Raw genomic sequence first — 22860 nt, forward strand, 5'->3', positions numbered from 1 at the left:
TGCCGCAGTACAAACCTACTACTCGTTGCCTCCGATGAAACACAGGCAGGCGTTATGCCTGCGTTATTTCTGCCGAGCCCTAGGTTAGCTTTTAAGCGCTGCCTTACTCAGTAGGCCGCAGCAAGTACACTTTAAATAGGCGAGCGGGCTGCTCGGTGTCGTTGCGCACCGAGTGGGCCGCCAAGCCATCGAAGTACAGCGTGTCGCCCGGCCCTAGGTTCACTTCCGCGTCTTTGAAGCCGTACTGCACTGTGCCTTCCAGCACGTGGATGAGTTCGAGCGCATTGGTCGAAAGCGGCTTGCGGTAGGTTTGCGGACTGATGTGCACCTCGTTGACGCGCAATGTATAGCCAGCAACATCCTGCGAAAGCAAGTAATTATAGAGCAATCCCTTAGAGTCTTCGCGCTGTTCAGGCCGCCCTTCGCCGGCGCGCACGAGCAAGTAAGGTGCGGCTGGGTCACCGTTGATGTTCTTGACCAGCACCGCTACATCGACCTCCAGCGAGTTGGCAATTTCGACCAGCACACCCAGTGAGGGCACGGTGCGAAAGTTCTCGATTTTAGAGAGTAGCCCCGCCGATAGGCCACTGCGCTTGGCCAGTTCGCGCAAGCTCATCTTTTTGGCCTTGCGCAGTTCCAGGATGCGGAGGCCGATTAAACTCAGCTTGTCGTACTTCATGCGGGCAAGTTCGGCACAAAAACGTAACCTAAAGGTGAGCCCTTGGCAATAAAGACAGGCAGCGGCAGCCTATACATTTGTTGCATATTAGTAAACATTAGCTCTGAATAAATGGACTCGCTACAACTCCTAGTTTTTGACATGGCCGGCACCACCGTGCGCGATGCGCATGAAGTAGAAGCCTGCTTTGCCCAGGCCGCCGCCGCTACGGGCCTGCGCGCCTCGGCCGCCCGCATTCTAGCCGTGCAAGGGCAGGCCAAGCGAGCTGTGTTTGAGCAGCTCTGGCGCGAGCAGCTAGGTGCAGCGGTAGCCTCAGCCGAGCTTACGAGCCACGTTGACCACTCGTACCAGGTGTTTCGGGAAGTGCTGGAGGCGCACTATCGCACTCAGCCGGTGCTGCCTACCGAGGGCTGCCTAGAGCTGTTCGCTTACCTCAAAAGTCAAGGCATCCGCATTGCCCTCACCACCGGCTTCTACCGCGAGGTGACGGACATCATTCTGCACCGCCTAGGGTGGGATGTAAACCTAGACGCCCAGCGCCGCGGCAACCGCCACGCCGTTATCGACTTGTCTATCAGCAGCGATGAAGTAGCCGAGGGCCGACCCGCGCCCCTTATGATTCAGAAAGCCATGCAGGTGTTTGGCATCACTAACCCGCGCCAGGTCTGGAACGTGGGCGACACGCCCTCAGACATAGAATCGGGCCGCCGCGCCGGCTGCGCTCGCAGCCTGGGCCTGGTCAACGGCACCCACACCCGCGAGCAGTTGGCTCCCTACCCTAACGATGGGCTACTGGCCTCGCTGACTGAGTTACAAAAGGTGCTGCAAAGGGCAGAAATGCCTGTTGCGCGGACTTTGTAGTCCGCGTTTGGCAGGACACGTAGCAGGGAGCTTTGTAGTCTACGTCTTATTGGCTGCTCGTCAACGGACGCGGACTACAAAGTCCGCGCAACTTCTATTCGGCGCCGCTGGCCCTAGGTGGCCCAGCGGGCATAAGCCACGTATTAACGGTATTGCGCTCACCTTCGAGCACAATTTTATAGAAGGCGGCCGGGTAGGCAGCCCGGCTGAAGGCCGCCCGCTGCCGGGCCAGCGGCACGGTGCCCAGCAGCACGTATTCATCCACGCCCCCGGTCTTAAACTTATTGGTGGGGGTGGCCCAGATTTTAACCTTCTCCCCTTTGCCGCCTAAGGCCGTCCAGCGCAGCCGCAAGCTGTCGGACGCTGCCGCTAGCTGCGGCGCGGCCAGCGACACCGGACCCAGGAGCGGCACGCCATCGAGCTCGCGCTGCGTGGCTTGGGGCAAGGGCAATTGCATAAATCGGGCGATGGTGGGCAGCACATCGGTGATGCTGACGGGCGGGTGCTGGGCATGGGCATTCGTCTTTTTGTCGCTTAGCACCAGCCAGGTAGCGCGTTCGCGGGCCGACTGACCGCCGTGGTTGCGGCCGGTGGCGGCGTCGCGGCCGTGGTCGGTGGTGAGGACGAGTAGCCAGTCTTCGCGGTGGTGCTGAATGCGCTCTTGGATGGCCGCCCACAGCTTGCCCACTTGCTCATCGACGTAGCCCACGGCGCGGCGCTGCTGCTCGCTGTCGCCGTAGCGGTGGCCCATGTCGTCGGTGTACTCAAGATACACCCACGAGAGGTCGGGGGCATTTTGGCGGAGGCACTGGGCGGCTTCGGCCACCACTTTCTCGTCGATGTTGTGGGTGTAGAGGCTGCCTTTGTCGTGCGGAAAAGCTACGGTATCAAGCTCGTACCCATCGGCGTGATAGTCAAATTTCAGGTTGCCGGCCGTGGGCAGGCCCTCGCCCACCAGCTTGGTGCGGTTGTCGAGCCAGGTCGAGAAGATGCCGATTTTGGCGGCCGGCCGGGCTTCTTTCAGCAGGCGAAAGATATTCTTGTACTGGTAGTTGGGCGCCTTCACGGCGTTGTCCCACACGTTGTGTTTGTAGCCCCAGGTACCCGTGATGAGGTCCATATAGCCGGGCGCCGAGATGGTGGGCGTCTGCGTATAAGTGTCTAGGTCGCCGCCTACGTGGGCCGGCAGGTAGGTACCGGTAGCAATGACTTTCTTGATGTTCGGCGCGGGCGCCTTTTCCAGCACATCGGCCGGAATACCGTCGGCGATAATGAACACCACCTTGCGGGCACGCGGCTGAGCGTGCGCGGCGAAGGATAGCAGACTGAGGATTAAAAAAAGAGTACTTTTCATAAGACTATCTATAAAAACGCTTGTCATTGCGAGCATAGCGAAGCAATCGCACCTAAACGGCTCGTCGTGATGTGATTGCTTCGCTACGCTCGCAATGACAAGCGTTGAAATTGATGCGCTATTTATTGTAGTTCATCAATCTCATTTCTTGCCCAGCACCGCCCCTACCGGCTTGCCGGTGGCGGGCGTGGGCGCGTAGGCTTGGCCCAGCAGGGCGGCTAGGGTGGCGGCGACTTGGTTTTGGTAGAGCTGGCCGGTGGTGGCCATACCTAGGGCGGGCGTATCGGGGCCTAGGGCGGCCATCCAGATTTGGTCGGCACCGACTACTTCTTTGCCGTGGGTTTCCCACTGGGTGCCGGCCTGGCCGCGGCCGTGGTCAGTGGTAAGGAGCAGGGTCGTTTTGCCGCGGTATTGCGGGTCGCTCTGCAAGTACTCCCAGAGCTGGCGGATGAAGCCATCGGTGTACTGTGCAGCGTGCAGGTAGGCGCCGTACTCGCCGCCGTGGGCCCAGTCGTCGGTGTCGCCAAAGCCGATGTAAAGCACCCTAGGCTTCTTCTTTTTGAGGTACTCGAAGGCGTAGCCGTAGGTAAACGCATCAAGCCGCTCCTCGCCAAACGGGCTGGGAGAGGCTACCTCCAACTGATTGAGCAGTAGTTCGCCGGGCGTGAGACCGGAGCCAGTAGCCTGACGCTGGCCAGCATTGACGGGCAGGCCACTGCGCTTTTCGTTGAGGATGTAGGGGAAGGCCTCCCACGAGCCAAAAACGGCGACCTTACCCTTGTAGGCAGGCTGCTGGTTTAGCACTTCGAGCACCGACCGGTTAGGGTTGTCGAGCGGGTCATTGCTGTGGATGCGGGCGTCATCGGCGGCGCCGGTCAGGATTTCGTTGTAGCCGGGGTACGAGAAGCGCATGGTGTTGGTCACGTTCACCGAGCTGCCGGCGGGGCGGTTGCCGTAGAGCTGGCCTTGCTTGGCCACGGTGCCCCACAAGAAGGGCATCAGCGCCTGCCGGCGCTGCTCGGGCGAGGCCTGGCCGAAGTCTTTGTGCAGCGCCTTGCGGTCAGTGAAGTAGTGCTTGCTCTGGCGAAACAGCGCCGTATCGGCCCCGCCAAATACCTCTTGCCAACGCATGCCGTCGAGGGTGATGAGCACTACGTTTTCGGTGCGCAGCTTAGGCGTTTGGGCCGGGGCAGTCAGGGCAAGTGTGGCGAGGCCGGCCGTTAACAAACTAGGAAGTAGCTTCATTTCTAAGATATTACTAGTACTTAGCTCTTACCCCACTCGCGTAGAGGAGGCAGGAGCTAGCTGTACCTAGGTTGTTACCATGCTTTACTTCAGCACGTACATCACGCCGTTAATATCGTCGTTGCCGCCGTATTGGCTTTGCAGTGCGGCTTGGTAATTAGTAGTATTGGCCGTGCGCTCTGAGGTCGGGTACTGGAAGCGCTGCGCAATGCGGCCGCCATTGCCGGTGCCGGGGCCGGTGGTGAAGGTAGGCACGCCGGTGCGGCGGTAATTATAGTACGCCTCCAGGCCCGAGTGGCGGAACAAGGCCAAGTACTTCTGCTGCAAAATCTGCGTCAAGCCAGTGCTACCAGTGGCATATTTCACGCTGGGCTGGGCGTAGTAGCTGGCAAAGCTGACGGGGATGCTGTACGTATCGTAGTTGGCTACCACCTTCACGTCGGTCGAGCCGGGGCGGTAGAAGTAGGCCGTGTAAGTGCTGCTGGCGGGCAGGCTATAGGAGGCCATCGAGGCTTGAATACCAGCGGTGTACCAGGTTTCAGCGTTGCCGGTGGCCCAGCCGCGGTTGATGCCCTCCGCGATGTTGAGGCACAGCTCGGGGTAGCCAATCTGGATGGTGGGCTCGCCGGTGAGGGTGCGGAAGTAGCGGTAGCGGTTCAGCAGCGAGTACTTCTGCTGGCCAGCGTTGTTGTACATCACGCCTAGGTCGAGGCCGGCATCGGCGCCCACGAAGGAGGCGAAGCTGGTCGGGCTCTGGCCTTGGGTATCAACCAGGTAGCGGGCGGGCTCGCAGGTGGCGTACACGCGGGGGTCTTGCAGCTGCGTGAGCAAGCCCACGTAGGTGGCCGACATGTTTTTGCGCGAGCCGTCCTGGCCGAAGTTGCGGTTGTTGTTGGGGTAGAAGTTGTTGGTGGCCTCCACATATACATACTGCATGTTGTCGGCGCTGCTCGTCATGAGCGGGTACTTGGTGGGATTGCCCACGATGCTGGCAAACTGCCCGGCAATGTTGAGGTCAGCATCGCCGTTTTTCTTGCTCAAATTCAGTAGCAGGCGCACGCGCAGCGTATTCACCACCTTTTGCCACTGCTTGAGGTCGCCGCCGAAATAGATGTCGCCGGTCACCGTAGTAGTACCTCCCGCAATGAGCGCCCCTAGGTCGGTGTTGGCGCTTTCCAGCCACTTAAACGCTTGCACGAACACCGCCTTTTGCGAATCATACGTGGGAGTCAGGCCTTCGAGGCCCAGCAGCGCCTGGCTCTGCGGAATGTCGCCCATTTCCAGGCTCATGCGGCTGAAGAGGTAGGCCCGGAAGAAGTTGCCGAGCGCCGCGTACGGGTTCACGGCCGGCGAGCCGGCGGCCAGCGCCTGCTGCTCCATCAGGCCCACATTTTTGAGGGTGGTGTAGTATTCTGTGCCGCCGCCAAAGTCGTAGCGGTTGTTGCCGTAGTAGTCGTAGTTGTTGAGGTAGTACTGGTTCCAGGTTTCGTAGCTGCCGTTGGGGGCCTCATAGGCATCGTTGAGCACACCAGTGAGCAGCACCGAGGCCGGCACCGCGTTGGGCTTGTTCTCGTTGATGGTCAACTCATCGAGCGTCTTATTGCAGCTCGTGGCCGTGAGCGACAGCAAGCCCAGCAGCGCGCCGGTTTTCAGAAAGGATTTCATCGTAGCGAAGCGGTTGCGATTAGAAAGTAGCGTTCAGGTTGAGGCCGTAGCTGCGCACGGTGGGCGACTGCAAGCCCGTCACCGACGTGTAGCCATTGTACTGGTCGAGGTCCACGTCCTTGAAGCGCTTGTCGCCATAGAAGTACAGCAGGTTGCGCCCAATCAGCGACACCGATACTTTGCTGATGAAGGTGTTAGCCAGCAGGCTCTTGGGTAGGTCGTAGGTGATAACCACCTGGCGGAGCTTGCCAAATGTCTTGCTCATCAGGTTGGATTCCTGCACGTTGTAGTAGCGGCTCACGTAGTCCTGCACGAAGGCTTTGGTCGTGTTGGGAGTGAACTGCAAGCCCTCGGGGTTAAGAATGGCGCCCGTCTGCGAGTCGTAGTTGATGGCCGCGCCGTTGGCTATCTGCACGCCTTCGCCCACGTAGGTGCCGGTGTAGCCGCTTTTGCCGTAGTTGAGCCAGTCTTGGTAGCGGGCGTCGCCCAGGGCGCCTTCGGCGGTGAGGGCGTTGCGCCCGCCGCGCATGGTTTTGTTGAAGATGTAGTCGGTGGTCACGCCGCCCACCGCGCCGTCAAACTGGAAGTTGAAGCCGAATGACTTGTACTTGAAGTTGTTGTAAATGCTCCAGGTGAAGTCGCTGTTGAGGTTGCCCAGACGCTGCAAGGCGCGGTTACCAGGCGTGAGGGGCTTGCCGCCCGCGTCGTTGATAATCTGCCCGTCGGGCGTCCGCACAAAATTGGTACCGTAGAAGCCATCCACGCGGTCGCCCTGGCGGTAGTAGGTCTGGTAGGTTTCCTGGCCGGCGGGCAGTTCTAGGTAGGTTTCCTTGAAGGTGGCGTAGTTCACGAGCACGTCCCAGCTAAAGCCGCTGGGGCTCTGCACCGGCGTGCCGGTGAGGCTCAGCTCGTAGCCGCGCTTCTTGGTTTTCAGAGCGTTGATGTACTCCGTGGTGTAGCCCGAACCCGACGAAATAGGATTGGGCAGGATGCGCGGACCGTCGATGTACTGGAAGGCCGTGGCGCTCAAGCCCAGGCGGTTTTGCAGAAACTTGATGTCGAGGCCTTCCTCGTAGTTGACGCGGGTTGAGGTGGTGATGCCCGGCGCAAACAGATTATTGGTGCCGTAGCCCGCCGTTTGGTTGTTGTAGGGCTTGCTGGTCGTGTAAAATGATTGCAGTGAGTAGTCCGGCCCGTTGTAGGGCGAGTTGTACGTATTGCCGTAGCCCAGCGGATTGGTGAAGAGTGAGTTACCCGTGCTGCCACCCAACGCCGTAATCGAGTTGAACGGAGCCGGCCCGATGGTGGCCGACGTGGCATCGGTGCGGATGTTGGCAAACGAGCCACGCACTTTCAGGAAGGAAATGGCCTTGGGCAGCCCTAGGTAGTCGGACAGCACCGAGGCCACCGACACGCTGGGGTAGTAGTAGGTGGTGGGCGTCTGGAAGGCCGACGACTTATCGACGCGGCCCGTGGTGGACACCGTGGCGTAGCGCCCCAGGCTCAAGTCGAGCGAGTAGTAGGCGCTCAGCACCCGCATCTGCGAGTTGAAGCTCGTGCTCTGCACCGGGTTCAGCGAGTTGCTGAACGAGTACACCTCGGGCACGGTGAGGTAGTCGGTCGAGGTCCAGTTGGAGTTGTAGGTGAAATTGCGGACGTTGCCGCCCACCAGGCCGCTCAGGTTCAAGAATTTCTGCGCCCCTAGATCGTAGTTGAAGTTCAGGAAGCCCTCGGCGTTGTTATCGAACAGGTTGCGGCGGTCTTCGCGGTAGTCGCCTAGGTTGCCCTCGCGGCCGTAGGGGTGAGCCGAAAACGGCATTTTCTCGGTGCGCAGCAGGTTGTAGGTGCTGATTTGGGTGCGCAGGGTGGCACTCAGGTGCTCGTCGATTTTGAAGTTGCCGGTGAGGTAGCCGTAGGTGTCGTTTTTGTAGTGGCCGCGGGTCCATTTTTCCGTCATCAGCCAGGGGTTGTGGTAGCGCTGGTACTCGGCAAACACCGACTGCGTGCCCACCTTACCCGGCTGCCAGATGCCCCGAATGTCGGGCGCGTTCACGTCCCAGTCGGCCCCGGTCCAGATGGCGACGCCGTAGAGCAGGCTGTTGGGGCCGTAGTCCACGTCGGGGATGTTGTCGGTAAACTGCCGGTTGAAGTTCAGGTTGGCCTCGATTTTAAACCTAGGGCTCGGATTGAACGAGCCGTATAGGTTGAAATTGACGATGTTGAGGCCGTTGTTCGGGATGTAGCTATTCTGCTTTTGCTGCGACACCGAAAAGCGCGTGGTGTAGTTGTCGCCGTTGGCGCTCAGCGCGATGTTGTTGTTGGTTTGGAAGCCCGTGCGCAGAAAATTCCTGAGGTTGTTGGCGCCCCGCGCCACGTAGGGCGTGCCCTGGCGCACCCCGTTCACGATGGGCGAATCGTACTGCGGAATAAGCTGGCCCGCGAAGTATGGCCCCCACACGTCGTAGTCGCCATCCACGCCGCCCGGCGCGCCACCCTTGCCATCCACGAACTGGTACTGCGTGTTTTCGCCCGCCCCGTACGAGTCCTGCAAGCGCGGAAACGTGAGAAAGCCCGACTGAATGACGTTGCTGCTGTTCAGCTCCACCGTGAAGCCCTTCTTGTTGCGGTTGCCCTTCTTGGTGGTGATGAGAATGGCCCCGTACTGCGCCCGGTTGCCGTAGAGCGCGGCGGCGGCCGGGCCTTTCAGCACGGTGTAAGTCTCAATGTCGTCGGGGCTGATGTTCCAGGTATCGGTATCGATGGGGAAGCCATCGACCACGTACAGCGACACGTTGTTGCCGCGCAGCAGCACGTTGGGGGCGCGCAGCAGCTCGGGCGTCACGCCCACCGACAAGCCGGCCACTTTGCCCGCCAGGCCGTTGATGGGGTTGGGGTCGCGGGCTTTTATCAAATCCTCGCCGCCCACTTCCTGCACCGCGTAGCCGATTTTGCGGGTCTCTTTTTTCACGCCTAGGGCGGTCACTACTACCTCATCGAGCTGCTTGTTGTCGGTGGCCAGGGTCACGGCTAGGCTCGTTTGAGAGCCCACCGTTACTTCTTGCGATACGGCGCCCAGCGAGCTGATAACGAGCACGTCGCCGGGCTGGGTAGCTAGCACAAAGCGCCCGTCTGAGTCGGTCGTCGTGCCCTTGTTCGTGCCCTTAATAACGACGCTCACACCGGGCAGCGGCTGCTTGTGGTCGTCGGTGATGGTGCCACCAATGGGGCTTTGGGCAAACCCTAGGTGGGGCGCCAGGCCAAATACCAACCCCAGCCCCAGTAGAGAGAACTGCTTGTAACGATTGCGCATAGAAGGAGAAAAAAGGAGAGAATATGTACTAGTGGGGGCCGGCAGACGCCCGGCTAAGCGCGCTGCAAGTGGCGCAGGGCCAATACCTTTAGGTGGTCGAGCCGGCCCACGGGCTGGTCGGTTTCCTTGGCTTGCTCGTCCCAGCGCCGCAGTTGCAGCATGAGGTCGGCATCGGGGTCCTGCTCAAAGGCAGCGGCTTCGGCCGCACTCATCACGCCGCCCTGGAAGGCGAGCGTAGCTAGGCTGGCCTCCGACAACTGGCGTAAGTAGCTGGGGTACTTGTAGGTGAGGTAGCGCTTGGCTAGCACGTGGCTTTCGACCAAACGGGCCACACGCTCCGAAAAGCCCCGCGCCCGCAGGTAGTCGGCCCCCAGGCGCTCGTGGTTCACGGCTCCGAAGCCGGCCATCGAGTCGGCGGCTACATCGGGGGCGCACAGGTGCCCTAGGTCGTGGAAGAAGGCGGCGAGCACCACCTCTTCGTCGGCCCCGGCGGCCTCGGCCAGTGCGGCGGCCTGCCACATGTGCTCGAGCTGCGACACGGGCTCGCCGATGTAGTCATCGCCGCCCCGGGTTTCATACAAGCCAAATACTTGGTTTACTGCCTGCTGAGGAGTTACTGCCACTTGGTCAGCCATTACCGCAAAATGAGAGAAGATGCCCTAGCCGCATGCCGAAGCCGGGCAGTACTAAGCGAGTTGCCAAAGCGTGCCTCAGCGGCCAGGCGTGAGCGTGTCGTGTTATCTAGAAAGTGATAGCCGGCTTACACAAGCTGCTAACTAAGGCCATTATGATTCAAGCCAATAATCAACTTAGCAGTTGGCCAAGGTGCTATTATTTATTAGCAAAGTTCAGGTGCTATCCTTAGTCTATTATCACGGAAACGTTACCTAATTATGGTCTAATTTTTCCTATAGGTCAACAGCCGGGGTCGCCCCTAGGGGCGACGCTTGGCTTGGTCGCTGTTCTTGCGTGCGATAAAAAACCCAGGCGGCCAGGGCAGTGCTGGCAGCCAATACGGCCAGCGCCAGAAAAGCCACGCCCCAGCCTTGGCGCTCGGCCATTCGGCCAGTTAGCCACAGGGCACCGGTGCTGCCCACGTAGCCCACCGCATCGATGAGGCCCGCCGCCGTGGCTGCCCCGCGCCGCCCACCAGCATCGAGGGCCATGGCGCCGGCCAAGAAGGAGTAGGGACCTAGGAGCAGCAGCCCCGCGAGCGAGGTGAGCACCAATGGCAGCACAAGGCTGCTAGCCGGCTGGGCCATAAGCACTAGCACAGGCACTAACCCTAGGCAAGCCCCGAGTAGTAGCGGCCCGCGCTGCCCCCGCAGCCAAGTATCAGAAACATAGCCCGCGCCTAGGATGGAAACCATGCCAAAAGCCGAGTACAGCGCGCTATACTGCGAAGCAGCACTTTCGGAAAGGTGCGCGGCCTCAACCAGATACGTAGGCACCCAAAAGCTAAATGCCTCGCGCAGCGCCGTGAGGCCAAACGATAACATGAGCATCAGCAAAAACGCTGGGCTACTGAAATACGGTCGCGGTAAGGCCCCTAGGGAGGTTGGCTGTCCGGCCGTTGTGTCGGTATCAAACAGACTATCGGGGTTGGTGGGCGGGGCGGGCAGCCCCACGCTGGCGGGTGTTGAGGCGAGAGACCACCAGTTGGCCAGCGCCACCAGCGCCAAGATGCCCGCCGCCGCCCCGAACAGCCCCCGCCAGCTTACTCCGAGCGTTAGTAGCTGCCCCAAGATGAGCTTGGCGGCAATGTCACCCACTAGGTAGCTGAGGCTGAGCACCCCCATTATCTTGCCATAGGAGCGGTACGAAAACCAGTTGGCCGTGATGTTGACTAGCCCCGCCCAGCCCATCGCCTGCACGAGGCGGTTCATGGCCCACGCCCCAAAAAACACTGCTACCCCCTGCCCTAGCCCAAATGCTACCGTAGCCACCACTGCGCCCACCATGCCGAGCAGAAAGATGCGTTTGCCGCCCAGCAGGTCACCCAGCACGCCATTCACCACCTTGCCCGCGGCGTAGCACAGCACGCCCAGCGAGGCAATTTGCCCCAGTACTTCCTTATTGAGTCCCCGGCTGCCAAACTCGCGGATGAGCAGCGGCGCGGCCACCGCTAGGTTAGACCGACACAGGTAGTACGCGCTGTACCCCACAAATAAGCTCACGGCCGTGCGGAGCTGCCAGCGATGCAAAGGCGTAGAAGGCAAGAGCTTAAGCATGGCCACCAAGTTGGTACTTTCGGTAGGCAAAATTGGGCTTCAGCTCAGCGCAATCGGTTTCGGATAGGTTGTATCTACGTTAACAAATTGTGGATATTTGTTCACTATAAGTAAACCGTCTTACTGGTTATTCTAACCATTCTTAATAGCTCACGACTACTGAGAAAAGTGATGCTTCTGTACCTACTATGTGTCATGCTGAGCCCCGCGAAGCATCTCTATCGGTCTGGTAGAGATGCTTCGCGGGGCTCAGCATGATACGTTTAAAAGAGTGCGGCTATGAGCCGGGGCTACTCGACGGCTTTCACGTCCTTACCCAACATGTCCTCCCAGCGGTAGTAGTGGAAGGTTTTGTTGTCGGACATCGCCACAAACAGGCCGTGCGGAAACTGGGCGTTTAGCGGCACGTTGGTCACGTCGGAGCCGTCGCTAAAGTGCGCGGCTACTCTCACGGCACGTAGCTCAGGGTGCGCGTTGGGGTCGGTAGCGGTGCCTTGGCGCGGAAAAAAGCGAAACTGACTAGCGCCTTGGTCCGACACCAGAATGTAGCCCTCCCTAGGGCCGGTTTTGTAGATAGAAATGCCTTCGTGGTCTTCGGTGAAGCCGGTTTTGGCAAATAGCGCCAGCTCGGCGTCGCCTTTGGTGGGGTCGGCGTAGTACTTGCGCACCCCTACCCCTTCGTCGGAGTAGTAAATGAAACCCAACTCGTTATCAACGGCTATCGACTCAATTTCCTTTTTGCCGCTCCAGGCGCCAAAGGTGCGCACCTGCGTCATGGTGAGTTGGCCCTGGCCATCGTCGGCCAGGCGATACTGGGCTAGGTAGCCTTCCCTAGGTCCGGTTTTGCGGCCTACTACTGCGAACATGGCGCCGTCGGTGGGCCGGGTGTAGATGGCCACGCCCATCGGCATCCGCTGCTCATCTGGCGCGCCCACGAATACGTCGAGGTTGCCGTGGTCGAGAGGCTGCATATCGGGCAGGCGGAAGGCGCGCAACTTACCGGTTTCGCGTTCCGTCACGAGGGCAAAATCGGTGGGCTGGCCGCCGAGTTTCAGACCGTAGGCTAGGTCTACATTGTTGGGGCGCTTAAGGCCGTGCACCGACTTACCGGGCACCTCCTTGCCTTGTAAATCAAAGACATATAACCCACCGTCCGAATCTTTATCGGTGCCGATAATCAGGCTCTTGGCGGGGTCCTGAGCATTCACCCAAATGGCGGGGTCGTCGGTGTCGTAGCGCACGGGCTGGGTCACCACCACGGGGCGCACCACGCCGGGGCCGGTGTTGGTGCCATCGTCAGCAAGGCCGACGGTCGGGGTGCTGCTAGTGGCTTGGACAACGTGTTGGCAGCCGGTGGGTAGCAGCGCAGCAGCGCTCAGGAGCAGGGTTGCTGCCGGGATGCGCAGAATAGAAAGAGGCATTCTTAGCAAAGAAATAGCATTAATATCGGTCAGGCAGCGCATAGCAAAGCCTCTCGCGTGGGACGCAGTAAACCTAGGCCTTAACAGTGATGCGAGCGTGAGGCTTTGCTGTGCGCTGCCTGACAGCTAGCATTTGTTACGTTACTGTTGATTGCCTACGTTGCCCGACTGGTACGCTCCCGCATCGGCGCCCGGCGCGGTGCTAGTAGGCGTAAACAGGCCGCGGACGCTGAAGTTGCCCACGGCATTGAGCGGCGTGAAGGCGACGGTGCCTTTGCCGATGGCTGGCGAGCTGCCTTGCAGGCGCAGGTTGCTGGTGGGGGTTAAAAAATTAGTCCACTGCATGGCAGTAGTAGGGGCGGCGGTGGTGCCCGCAGTGGTCCCTAGGTCGGCAATCACGAACTTGGGGTCATTGGCCCCGGCCGCGCCGCGAGTGTCGTTAGGCTGGTTAGCAGTGGTCGAGCCGGCAGTGGCGGCGCCGAACTCCGCTACTTGGTAGCTAGTGCTGCCGTAGTAGTACTGGTGGTCGTACTGCATGTTGGCCACGTCGGGCGGTGAGTCGGAGCGCAGGCGCAGGCCAAAGCGGCAGTTCACAATCAAGTTGTTATACACTTTGCCAGCTGCTTGCACCTCATAGTTGATGGAGCCGCCGCGACCTGACTTGGTTTGGCGGTAGCCGCAGTTGAGGTAGGTGTTATTGTAGGTGGCCACGTTGGTTTGCACGGCCGCGGCGGCCACTGAGGCTACTTTGGTGCCATTGGTGGCCGCCCCCACGAAGGTGTTGTAGGCCACATCGCCCACGCAGCCGGCCTTGAGGTTAACGGCCTCGCCGCCGGTCTTGCCGGCCTTCTCGAAGCGGTTGCGCATGATGCTGAACTTGCAGCTTTGCAATCGCACAAAATCATCTACGCTGCCGTGGAAGTAGCTGTCTTCCAGCACGCAGATAGCGTTAGACTTCTTAGCCAACATCGACACCCCAATTTTAGGGTCGCCGGCGGCGTAGCCGGTGGGCGCGTTGGCGCCATAGGGGCCGCCCACGTACCCTAGGTCAGTGTAGCGCAGCACCAGCAGCGACGCCCCATCGGCATTGATGCCGCCCCAGTAGCCCTTAAAGGCTGGGTCGGTGGCCGCGCTTTGCACCTGCGTTGGGTCTCCCTTCAGGTCATCGGCAACAGTCATCACCACTGGCTGAGCTTTGGTGCCGAGGCTCAGCAGCGAGCCATTCACAATGAAGCCAGGGTTATTGGTAGCCTGCCCAAACGTGCTGGCCGACTTAGGCTTACCAATCACCAAAATCTTTACGCCCGGCTGTAGCAGCAGCGTATCACCGTCGTTAATCGTGACGTCGGAAACCATGTAATACGGGGCCGTGCGCCCCGCAATGGTGCCCTTGAGCGGGCTGCGCAGCGTGTCGCCGCTGAAGGCCTGCCCCACCGTTTGCACAGGCGCGGCAATGTCGATAAGCTCTTCGCAGGACGAAAGCAGCACGCTGCCCAGCAGGAGCGTGGCGGCTGTGGATAGTAGCGTAAGGCGCATAATATTTATGTATTAGTCAATGAGCTAGCAACTTGCGGGCCGTGCTACCCCACCCCCGACCCCTCCCCTCTCCCGGAGGGGAGGGGTCGGGGGTGGGGTCTCTGCGTTAGAAGCGAAAGCGCAGCCCCGCCAGGTAGTAAGCTTTATAAGTCTGGTTCACTACCGATACCCGGTCGGCATTGCCCTGGAAGGGATAGGTGACCGTGGCCGGGCTGCCCGCTGCGGCCGGCGCGCCGGGAGCCAAGATGTCAACCTGGTAGGGCGTGTTCAGCAGGTTTTGCACCTTCACGTAAGCAGTCAGCCCAAAGCGCTTATCGGCTGGGGTGAGGCGCTTCTCGGCCGAAAAGTCGAGCTGCGACTGTGCCCGCTGCCAATAGTCGAGGCCCAGAAACTGGCCCACTTGCACGATACGCGCTCCCGTGTACACGTAGGCGAGCTGCACATCGAGACCTAGGCGCGGACTTTTGTAAAGCAGCGAAGCGTTGCCCACGTGCTTCGACTGGCCTTGTAGCGAGCGCTTTTGCATCACGTTCAGGCTGGCGTCGCCAGCTGTGGCGTTGCGCGACTTGCTGGTCGTGATTTCTGATACTGTGAAGGTGTAGTTGGTCGACAGCCCAATCGGGCCAAAGAACTTGACGCCCACCCACTCGAAGCCATAGTTGGTGGCCGTGCCCGCATTGATGGGCTGGTACACCACGGCGGTGGTGTTAGCAGCGGGCCTTACCTGGCCAGTAGCCGGGTCGTACTGCAGGGGGTTGGTGAGGGCGTACTCAATCGGATTTTGCAGGCGTTTGTAAAATGCGCCCACCATCACCTGGTCGTTGCCGGCCCCAAAGAATTCGTAGCGTAAATCGAGGTTCTGCGCTTGGGTGCGGCGCAGGTAAGGATTGCCCGCCTCGGGGTACACGTTGCTCTCGCTCACACTACCCGCATTGTTGTGGGGCGTCAGCTCGAAAAAGCTGGGCCGGCTGATAGAGGAGAAGTACGACGCCCGCAGGTTTTGGCGCGCGCTCAAGGCGTAGCGCAGGTGCAGGCTGGGCAGGTAGTCGGGGTACAATTGACGGCCCTTGTAAGCCGCCTCGGTAGTCGGCAAGCTAGTGACATACTGCTGGTTGGTGTGCTCGAAGCGCAGGCCACCCAGGATTTCCCAGGCCCCGCGCACCAAGCGCACCTGGCCATAGCCAGCGGCTATACGCTCGGTGGCCGAGTAGTTATTGTTGCCCACATAAATGCCCTGTGGGTTGAACACTGTGTAGGCTTCCGAGTTGATATCTTGCTCATTCACCGCCGTTTGGCCCGAGGCGCGCAGCTGGTAGCTGAGGTAGCGGTTGGTGCGGTCCTTGTCGCGGTAGAGGCCACCTAGGCCCAGCTCCAGGCCTTCGGCCAGGGTGTACTTCAGGTTGAGGTAGGCGGCTTTGTCTTGGTCGTGGTTGTCGAGCCAGATGCGGCTCACATCCTGGTAGCGGTTGCCGGCCGAGGTCAGCTTAAGGTCCTGCTCGGTCACGTCGGGCACGTTGTTGGTGGCCCGCGAGTACACCAGCGACCAGCTCGCTGACAGCTTTTCCGTGAGCTGGTGCTCGCCCTGCAGTGTACCATTGGCGAGGCCCTGGCGCTGCAAGCGCGAGCGCAGGCGGCGGTCCACGTCGGGGCGGGCGTTGCCCTTGTAAGTGGTGTCTGTTTCAAAGCGCGCCTGGGCCTCGTCGAGCTGCAAGTACATGCCGTAGAAGCGCAGCGTATTGCGGCTGTCGAGGCGGTAGTCGAGCTTGGCATTCAGCCCTAGCCGCTCCTGGCGGGTCGAGTACTGCTGCACGTGCAGGGTGCGCAGCACGGGGTAGTTGTCTTGGGTAATACCCGTTTCGTAGAAGTAGCCATCCGAGCCGCGGGTCTGGCCCTGGTACGAGCCGGCCAGCAGCACCCCTAGGCGCTGGTCCTTGCCGTAGCGACTGCCAAATGTCAGGTTGCCGAGCAGGTTAGGCCGGGCCGTTTTCTGGCTGAAGCTGGCCCACGGAAAGTCGCTGGTCTTGGCTTGGTAGTCGCTGCCATTGCGGTCGGCCGGCGAGTCGCGGTTGATGGCGCCCCGGTCGAAGCTCAGCAGCGAGCGGTCGAAAAACAGCTGCCCGTAGCCGGTGCCCAGCTGCCCCGTGAGGGTGCGCTCGGCGGGTGCATCTTTCATCACCATGTTTACCACGCCGCCGGTAGCATCGCCTTCCATGCTGGGCGTGAGCGCTTTGGTAACCTCCAAGCGCTGTAGCAAGTCAGCCGGAAAGATGTCGAGCGGCACGTAGCGGTTGTAGGGGTCGGGGCTCGGAATCTTAATGCCGTTGACGAGCGTGTAGTTGTAGCGCTTGTCCATGCCGCGCACGATGGCGTAGCGCCCGTCGCCGTTGGTGCTGCGCTCCAGGGTCACGCCCGACACGCGCTGCAACACGTTGGCTACCTGAATATCCGGCGAAACCTGGATGGCCTGGGCCGACACCACGTTTACGATGCTCGGGGCCACCTGCTCGACGCGCCGGGCAGCGTTTTCGCCCTCGGGGTCGCGGCGGCCCTGCACCACTACTTCTTCCAAGGCGTTGTTTTTGTCGCGCAGCCGCAAACTCAGCGTCTGGTCGGGCTGGGCTTCCGTGAGCGACACGTGCTGGCTCAGCGTCTGGTAGCTCACAAACTGGCCCACTAGCTCGTACTCGCCGGCCGGCACGTTGCGCAGGCTAAAGGTGCCATCGAGCTGCACCTGGCCGTTGTAGCTGGTGCCTTGCAGGTACACCACCGCGCCCACCAGCGGCTCGCCGGTACGGGCATCGGTCACGCGCCCCTTAATGGTGCCTGCTTGCACCGCGAGCGGCAAAAATAATAAGCCAAAGAAACCTGAGTAGAAACGACTCATTAGGGGCAGATTAAGAATAGCATTTTTGCTAGTGCAAAATTCCATTCACCCCTTCTAGGCCACCAAGCAAGCTATGTTACCAAAATGCTTCCTGCCTTACCGCTTGCATAACAAAACCAATCGTCAACCACCCTCAAAGATTCTCACACGATATTAAATTGCATTAAATCAGCATATTTATCATTTTATTACGCACACCAGCCTTGCGTAACATTGCGATAGCCTAGGAGCTTTTACGGCCGTTAGCACAGACACTAATTGCATCCTACTCAGGTGACTATAAGCTTACAGATAGAGTTGCACCATCTGCTGCCAGGCGGGCGGGGTGTGCGCCTCGCCGGCCCAGATGTGTAGCTGGTGCGCAATGCCCTTGGCCCACAGCTGCTGGTCCAAGAAGTAATTATCAGCCAGAAAAGCGTCCTCCTCCCCTATCGCCAGCTTGATGTCGAGCCGCCGCAGGTGCCCTAGGTAGAAGTCATCGCTGAGGTTAGGCAAGAAGCGGTTGGGCGTATTCAGGTACACCTCATGGTCGACGTAGCCCTGAAATAAGTCGCGGAAGCAGCCCATGGCCTGCGTCAGGTCGTAGCGCCCGCTCAGGCCCACCACCTTGGCAAACAGGTGCGGATGCCGAAACGCGAAATTGACAGCGTGAAAAGCGCCCATACTGCACCCAGCCGCCATCAGGCACGAGTTGGGGTTGCGGTGGTGCGTCAGGGGCAGCACTTCTTCGAGCAGGTACCGCTCGTACTGCAAGTGCCGCCTGATGCGCTCGGCCGGGTGCTTGGCCGGACAATACAGACTTTCAGCATCGACGCTGTCGAGACAGTAGAGTTGTAGGTCGCCGCGCTCCAGTCGAGGCCGCAGCGCTTCTACTACGCCCCAGTTTTCGTAGTCGAAAAAACGCGCCTTGCGGGTCGGAAAGAAAAGCACCCGCGCCCCCGCGTGCCCAAATACCAGTAGCTCCATCGGCCGACCTAGGGCTGGGCTCCACCATTGTTGATACTCGCGGCGCATACAGCTTATGATTAATAAGATACGTGCGAAAGCAAAACCGTTTCGGCGTTGACTTTAGGTAGGCAGCAGCCCCATATGCCCGAGCTGCTGGGCTATGGCTTGCTGCCACAAGGCGTAGCCGGCCGGCGACAGGTGCAGCCCATCGGCCTCGTACAAGCCGCGCTGCGGATTGCCCTGCCCATCGAGCATAGCCGGGTAGAGGTCCAGAAAATAGTAGGGCGGCCCTAGGGCCGCGATGCGCTGCCGAATGCAGGCATTGGCATACTGAATGTTCTCGCGCAAGTAGAGCCGCGCTGGGCTGGGCTTAATCGATACAAAGCAGAAGGGAATGCTACCTAGCTGCGCCTTGCTGATGGCCACTAGCTGCTCAAAAAACAGCACCACTTCCTCAGGCGTGCGGCCGTCGCCGAGGTCGTTGTCGCCGGCATAAACCAACAGCGCAGCTGGCTGCTGCCGGGGCACTACCCGCTCAAAAAACCACGCGCACGCCGCCAGCGTCGAGCCCCCAAAACCTAGATTAATGGCCTGCACCTGTGGAAAATCAACCCCCAAGCTAAGCCAGCGGGTAAAGGTGGAGCTGCCGTAGAACACCACCTTGAGCCGTTCGGTCGCCGCTACGGGCAGCTGCGCCAAGCGCTGCACCTCCTCTTCATACCACTGCATACACGTATCTGGTGCTAGGTCGGGTGAGTAGCAAAGGTCGCCCCGCTGGGTTACCTAACTATCACGCCTGCGTGGCTATTATGTTTATACTGTAGTACCTAGGAGCTAGGTTAGTAGCTGTCAAAAAGCCGCCGAAAAGCAGCGGGCCGGTTGGCACTCGCGCACTTCTCGGCGGCTCCGGGTTTGGCTCGCTTAGCGCAGGGGTGTGGGCAGCTTCACGAAGTAAATGCGGTTGACATCGACCTTGCCGGTGGCGGGTAGCACCTTAGGCGCAAAGCCGTTGGCGCCGTTATCAACTACGCCAAAGTCGTCGTCGTTGGAAATGGCTAGCCGGTCGCCGCCGATGAGGGCGAGGCCTTCGGCTTTGTCGTGCGGGTATACTGGCGCGATGGCCGACCCCAGCAGGTCGAGCACCAGCGTTTTGGTTACGGGTACTACGCCGGCCGCCGTTAGCCCGGCCTGGTCTTTTAGCTGCTCTACGGTGAGGCCGCCGTAGAGCTTGCCCGCGGCGGTGTTGCTGGCATCGGAAATGTCGGTAGCTCCCGCCAAATCAAACTTGTATACCTTCTTGAAAGTAGCCGGCGAGGTCGAGTTGCCGCCGTAGAGGCCATCGCGCTCCAGGGCCAGAAAAGTCGTGCTGCTGATGGCCGCCACCTCGCTGCACCCGGTCAGGCTGGGGTTATCCAGCAAGTAGGCGTACTGCTTGGTAGCGCCGCTGGCCAGGTCGAAGGTCACGACACGCAGCACCGTGGAGCTCACCACCGCCGCGGGGTTGTAGAGCGGCGACTGCATGAGGCCGACCAGCGTTTTGCCATCGGGCGTGAGGCAGAGGCCCTCCATGCCGCGGTTGGGGCGGCGGCGCGCCAGCACCAGTGGCAACGTGCGCCCACCCTGGCCACTGCCGAAGGGATTGATACGCTCGAGCTGCTTGCCCGTAGCGTCGAAGTGGGCGATGTGCGGCCCATATTCGTCGCTCACCCAAAAAGTACCATCGGGGGCCAGCACCAGCCCTTCCGAATCGATACCATCGGCGCTGGTACCTAGGAGCTGGCCATTGAGGCCCAGCGCCGTTTCGCCGGTGCTGCCCTGGCCTGCGGGGTTAGGCAAGCCAGTAAGGGGCTGGCCAGCCGCATTTTGCAGCAAGATGGTTTGCTCTAGCGTCAGCTGGCCATCTTTCATCCGAAACTTGCCAATCTGCGGCGTAAAGTCGGCCTTGCCAAACACGATGGAGTTGGCCGCCACGCCAGCCGCATTCGGCCCCCGGTCAGTGAGCAGGTAAAAAACTGTGGGGTCGTTAGGGTCGGGAGCTATCGACGAGCCAAAGCCACCGTTGTACAGCACCGTGCCATTGGGGGCCGTGGCAAGCACCCTAGGGCTGGTTGCCTCGGCATACGCCGGGTATTCCACGGCGGCCGTTACATCGTCTTTGTGGCAGCCGGCCAAAGCGGCGCCAGCCGCTACTAGGGTTAGCGCCAAGTACTTCTTTTGCATTTTGGGAGGAGTAAGCAGAAAATCAAGCCGCGAAAGTCGGCCAGCCATATTTCCTCAGTGTTGCTGCTAGGCTACGCTTTTACACGTGGCCACCCTAAGTAAAAAAGATAGTCCCTAGCCTAAGCTTGGTGCAGCCACAACGAACCCCCATCCGGCATGACGCGCCCTCCTAATTTTTAGCTAGCCACTTAACATGCTTCACTCATAAGCATTTAGGCAGCTGCCTTATTCCTCTCACAAGGAAACACCGCAAAGGCTTTTAGTTAAAGGAAGACCTGAATTCCAGCGGCGATAGGCTGGTTTTGGTTTTGAATAGCTTGCTGAATGACTGCAAGTGCTCGAACCCCAGTTCGTAGGCAATTTCGCTGACAGTGAGGGTGGTGGTCGATAGCTTTTCCTTGGCTTTAGCTATCAGCTTGGCGTGAATGTGCTGCTGGGTGTTTTGCCCGGTCACGACGCGCAGCAGGTTGCTCAGGTATTTAGGCGACAGGTGTAGGTGCTCGGCCACGTAGCGCACCGTGGGCAAGCCTCTTTCCACTAGGTCGTCGCTATCGAAGTAGGCATCAAGCAGAGCTTCGACGCGCTCCAGCACTTCGTGGTTGGCTTTGTCGCGGGTCAGGAACTGACGGTGGTAAAACCGGTCGGCGTAGTGCAGTAGGCTTTCGAGCTGCGAGGCGATGATTTGCTTGCTAAAGCGGTCGAGGTTGGCGCTGTGCTCCTGTGCTATCGTCTGAATGATAGCCAGCACCGTTGCTTCTTCCTTGGCCGATAGAAACAGGGCTTCGTGGAGCGAGTAGTCCCAGAAATCGTAGTGCTTAATGGTGGTGGCCAACGGCGTGTTCCAGATAAAATCGGGGTGGATGTACACCACCCACCCCGATTTTTCTACGGCCTCGTCTTTGTTGACTACCCCCATGCTAAACACCTGGCTGGGCGCCATAAACGACAGTACACCCTCCTTGAAGTCGAACGAATGCTGCCCATATTTGGAGTGCACATTCCGCATCCGCTTCACCGAAATCGAATAAAAATCCAGGTGCATTGGCAGGGCTTCGTCATCGCGGTGCGGCACGGTGCTCACGTCTAGCACGCTGAGCAGCGGGTGCTGCGGCGGGGGCAGCTGCAAAAACGCATAAAATTCGCTTATCGTTTTGAAGTGTCTCATTGCGGCTCATCTACTTTAGTTACTGCCAGCACCAGCTTGCCCCGCACGTGCCAAGTGGCGCTTTCGCGGTGGGCCTCGGCCACTTGCGCCAGCGAAAATACCTTACTGATAAGCACCTTCACCTGGCCGGCGTCAATGAGCTGGGCGATTTCAGTTAGCCAGTCTTGCCGGGGCTGGTTGGCCGCCAGCTCGCCGGTGGCGTGCTTCTGGGCTAGCGCGGCCAGCACTTCTTCATCAAACGGGAAATCGGTATTGACGCTCACGAAGATGCCGCCGTCTTTCAGCACGGCCACCGCTTTGAGGCGCTCTGCGTTGTCGCGCAAGGGCGAGGCTTCGAGCACTACGTCCACATCGCGTACTACGTCAGCTAGCTGCTGGCTGCGGTAGTCAATCACCTCATCGGCCTCCAGCTCCCGCAGGTACCCTAGGTTGCCAGCCGAAGCGGTACCTATCACGTAGGCTCCCTTGGCTTTGGCAAACTGCACCGCAAAGCCACCTACCCCACCCGAAGCCCCTTGAATAAGCACGCGCTGACCAGGCTGGAGCTTGCCGTGCCCAAAAAGCCCCGTCCAGGCCGTGAGGCCGGCCAGCGGCACGCCCGCCGCCTCCACGAAGCTCAGGCTGCTAGGTTTGCGGGCAAATTGGCTGGCTTTGGCCGTGCAGTACTCGGCGTAGCTGCCATCGCCAGGAAAGTTGGGGACGCCGTACACGGCATCGCCTTTCTGGAGTGTGGTGACATCGCTGCCCACTTCGGCCACGATACCGGCCGCATCCCAACCTAGGGTCAGGGGCAAGGTCAGGAAAGACCGTAGCGCATCGTTGCCGCCTTCGCGCACCACCCAGTCTACTGGGTTTACGCCGCTGGCCTGCACCTGCACCAAAATCTCATCGGGCGCCGGCACTGGCCGCGCCACGTCTTCCAGCATTAACACTTCGGGGCCGCCAAAGGCGTGAATTCTTACCGCTTTCATAGGGAGTTGTTTTCGTTTTATTGACGATACAAAGGTCCCCTGCGCTTACAAGGCCGATTAAGTCAAAATGCCCTTTGTTTCAGCCAAAATGCCGAAAGCAAGTGGCTATTAACCCTTCTCTACCGGATGGCCTGGTGCAATAAGAGCGAGCGCCTTAGTTAGCAAATGCCTCGGCTGGCGATGCACATAGCGTACCAGCGCACGGCATCAAATATAGAAGGCTGATACAATTCCTATCCTGTCGAGGTTAGTCGCTATAGGGTCATTTTGTCTCATCACGCTCCCTAGGAATCTGGCGAGCACATTACTGGCACTGCGTGAAGTCTGCAAAGGCCTAGACTTTTCGTCTGACGGCCGTCGAGTCAACTGA

General features: G+C 59.9%; 16 protein-coding genes. 1 reads left to right on the forward strand and 15 read right to left on the reverse strand.

Annotated features, from left to right (window positions below):
- Positions 1 to 103: 103 nt before the first annotated feature.
- On the reverse strand, positions 104 to 679 hold the full coding sequence (locus FNT36_RS18185) for a helix-turn-helix domain-containing protein (RefSeq protein ID WP_144850570.1): 576 nt from the start codon (positions 677 to 679) through the stop codon (positions 104 to 106).
- Between the two features lie 111 nt (positions 680 to 790).
- On the opposite strand from FNT36_RS18185, the gene FNT36_RS18190 reads away from it, so the two are divergent.
- Complete coding sequence (locus FNT36_RS18190; protein WP_144850572.1) at positions 791 to 1540, forward strand: HAD family hydrolase; 750 nt, start codon at positions 791 to 793, stop codon at positions 1538 to 1540.
- A gap of 94 nt (positions 1541 to 1634) precedes the next feature.
- Here FNT36_RS18190 and FNT36_RS18195 read toward each other — a convergent pair whose 3' ends face one another.
- The 14 genes from FNT36_RS18195 to FNT36_RS18260 form a co-directional block, all read right to left on the reverse strand.
- Positions 1635 to 2894: an alkaline phosphatase family protein gene (locus FNT36_RS18195; RefSeq protein WP_144850574.1), complete on the reverse strand. Its 1260-nt coding sequence runs from the start codon at positions 2892 to 2894 to the stop codon at positions 1635 to 1637.
- A gap of 141 nt (positions 2895 to 3035) precedes the next feature.
- Positions 3036 to 4139 carry an alkaline phosphatase family protein gene (locus tag FNT36_RS18200; protein ID WP_144850576.1) on the reverse strand — a complete coding sequence of 368 codons (1104 nt, stop codon included), beginning with the start codon at positions 4137 to 4139 and terminating at the stop codon, positions 3036 to 3038.
- An 84-nt stretch (positions 4140 to 4223) separates the two neighbouring features.
- Positions 4224 to 5804 carry a SusD/RagB family nutrient-binding outer membrane lipoprotein gene (locus tag FNT36_RS18205; protein WP_144850578.1) on the reverse strand — a complete coding sequence of 527 codons (1581 nt, stop codon included), beginning with the start codon at positions 5802 to 5804 and terminating at the stop codon, positions 4224 to 4226.
- Positions 5805 to 5823: 19 nt separating this feature from the next.
- A complete protein-coding gene (locus FNT36_RS18210; protein ID WP_144850580.1) occupies positions 5824 to 9114 on the reverse strand; it encodes a SusC/RagA family TonB-linked outer membrane protein in 3291 nt (1096 codons plus the stop codon).
- Positions 9115 to 9167: 53 nt separating this feature from the next.
- Positions 9168 to 9749, reverse strand: a complete 582-nt coding sequence (locus FNT36_RS18215; protein ID WP_144850582.1) for an HD domain-containing protein — start codon at positions 9747 to 9749, stop codon at positions 9168 to 9170.
- Positions 9750 to 10022: 273 nt separating this feature from the next.
- On the reverse strand, positions 10023 to 11345 hold the full coding sequence (locus tag FNT36_RS18220) for an MFS transporter (RefSeq protein WP_144850584.1): 1323 nt from the start codon (positions 11343 to 11345) through the stop codon (positions 10023 to 10025).
- A 290-nt stretch (positions 11346 to 11635) separates the two neighbouring features.
- Entirely contained in the window at positions 11636 to 12766 is a 1131-nt protein-coding gene (locus FNT36_RS18225) for a phytase (RefSeq protein ID WP_144850586.1), read from the reverse strand.
- Between the two features lie 141 nt (positions 12767 to 12907).
- A complete protein-coding gene (locus tag FNT36_RS18230) occupies positions 12908 to 14302 on the reverse strand; it encodes a hypothetical protein (protein WP_144850588.1) in 1395 nt (464 codons plus the stop codon).
- A gap of 106 nt (positions 14303 to 14408) precedes the next feature.
- Entirely contained in the window at positions 14409 to 17186 is a 2778-nt protein-coding gene (locus tag FNT36_RS18235) for a TonB-dependent receptor (RefSeq protein ID WP_233636033.1), read from the reverse strand.
- Positions 17187 to 17471: 285 nt separating this feature from the next.
- A complete protein-coding gene (locus FNT36_RS18240) occupies positions 17472 to 18200 on the reverse strand; it encodes an esterase family protein (protein WP_144850592.1) in 729 nt (242 codons plus the stop codon).
- A gap of 54 nt (positions 18201 to 18254) precedes the next feature.
- Positions 18255 to 18863: a GDSL-type esterase/lipase family protein gene (locus FNT36_RS18245; RefSeq protein ID WP_144850594.1), complete on the reverse strand. Its 609-nt coding sequence runs from the start codon at positions 18861 to 18863 to the stop codon at positions 18255 to 18257.
- Positions 18864 to 19055: 192 nt separating this feature from the next.
- Complete coding sequence (locus FNT36_RS18250) at positions 19056 to 20354, reverse strand: esterase-like activity of phytase family protein (RefSeq protein ID WP_144850596.1); 1299 nt, start codon at positions 20352 to 20354, stop codon at positions 19056 to 19058.
- A 259-nt stretch (positions 20355 to 20613) separates the two neighbouring features.
- On the reverse strand, positions 20614 to 21519 hold the full coding sequence (locus FNT36_RS18255) for a helix-turn-helix domain-containing protein (protein WP_144850598.1): 906 nt from the start codon (positions 21517 to 21519) through the stop codon (positions 20614 to 20616).
- Complete coding sequence (locus FNT36_RS18260; RefSeq protein WP_144850601.1) at positions 21516 to 22490, reverse strand: NADP-dependent oxidoreductase; 975 nt, start codon at positions 22488 to 22490, stop codon at positions 21516 to 21518. The genes FNT36_RS18255 and FNT36_RS18260 overlap by 4 nt, the downstream gene beginning before the upstream one ends.
- Positions 22491 to 22860: the final 370 nt, after the last annotated feature.

Origin of the sequence: Hymenobacter setariae, assembly GCF_007713685.1 — a bacterium.
GTDB lineage: Bacteria > Bacteroidota > Bacteroidia > Cytophagales > Hymenobacteraceae > Hymenobacter > Hymenobacter setariae.

Coding starts and splice junctions, on each gene's coding strand:
- FNT36_RS18255 (WP_144850598.1), bottom strand. CDS start 21,519: ATGAGACACTTCAAAACGATAAGCGAATTTTATGCGTTTTTGCAGCTG.
- FNT36_RS18245 (WP_144850594.1), bottom strand. CDS start 18,863: ATGCAGTGGTATGAAGAGGAGGTGCAGCGCTTGGCGCAGCTGCCCGTA.
- FNT36_RS18190 (WP_144850572.1), top strand. CDS start 791: ATGGACTCGCTACAACTCCTAGTTTTTGACATGGCCGGCACCACCGTG.
- FNT36_RS18230 (WP_144850588.1), bottom strand. CDS start 14,302: ATGCGCCTTACGCTACTATCCACAGCCGCCACGCTCCTGCTGGGCAGC.
- FNT36_RS18195 (WP_144850574.1), bottom strand. CDS start 2,894: ATGAAAAGTACTCTTTTTTTAATCCTCAGTCTGCTATCCTTCGCCGCG.
- FNT36_RS18215 (WP_144850582.1), bottom strand. CDS start 9,749: ATGGCTGACCAAGTGGCAGTAACTCCTCAGCAGGCAGTAAACCAAGTA.
- FNT36_RS18235 (WP_233636033.1), bottom strand. CDS start 17,186: ATGAGTCGTTTCTACTCAGGTTTCTTTGGCTTATTATTTTTGCCGCTC.
- FNT36_RS18260 (WP_144850601.1), bottom strand. CDS start 22,490: ATGAAAGCGGTAAGAATTCACGCCTTTGGCGGCCCCGAAGTGTTAATG.
- FNT36_RS18250 (WP_144850596.1), bottom strand. CDS start 20,354: ATGCAAAAGAAGTACTTGGCGCTAACCCTAGTAGCGGCTGGCGCCGCT.
- FNT36_RS18240 (WP_144850592.1), bottom strand. CDS start 18,200: ATGCGCCGCGAGTATCAACAATGGTGGAGCCCAGCCCTAGGTCGGCCG.
- FNT36_RS18185 (WP_144850570.1), bottom strand. CDS start 679: ATGAAGTACGACAAGCTGAGTTTAATCGGCCTCCGCATCCTGGAACTG.
- FNT36_RS18205 (WP_144850578.1), bottom strand. CDS start 5,804: ATGAAATCCTTTCTGAAAACCGGCGCGCTGCTGGGCTTGCTGTCGCTC.
- FNT36_RS18225 (WP_144850586.1), bottom strand. CDS start 12,766: ATGCCTCTTTCTATTCTGCGCATCCCGGCAGCAACCCTGCTCCTGAGC.
- FNT36_RS18200 (WP_144850576.1), bottom strand. CDS start 4,139: ATGAAGCTACTTCCTAGTTTGTTAACGGCCGGCCTCGCCACACTTGCC.
- FNT36_RS18220 (WP_144850584.1), bottom strand. CDS start 11,345: ATGCTTAAGCTCTTGCCTTCTACGCCTTTGCATCGCTGGCAGCTCCGC.
- FNT36_RS18210 (WP_144850580.1), bottom strand. CDS start 9,114: ATGCGCAATCGTTACAAGCAGTTCTCTCTACTGGGGCTGGGGTTGGTA.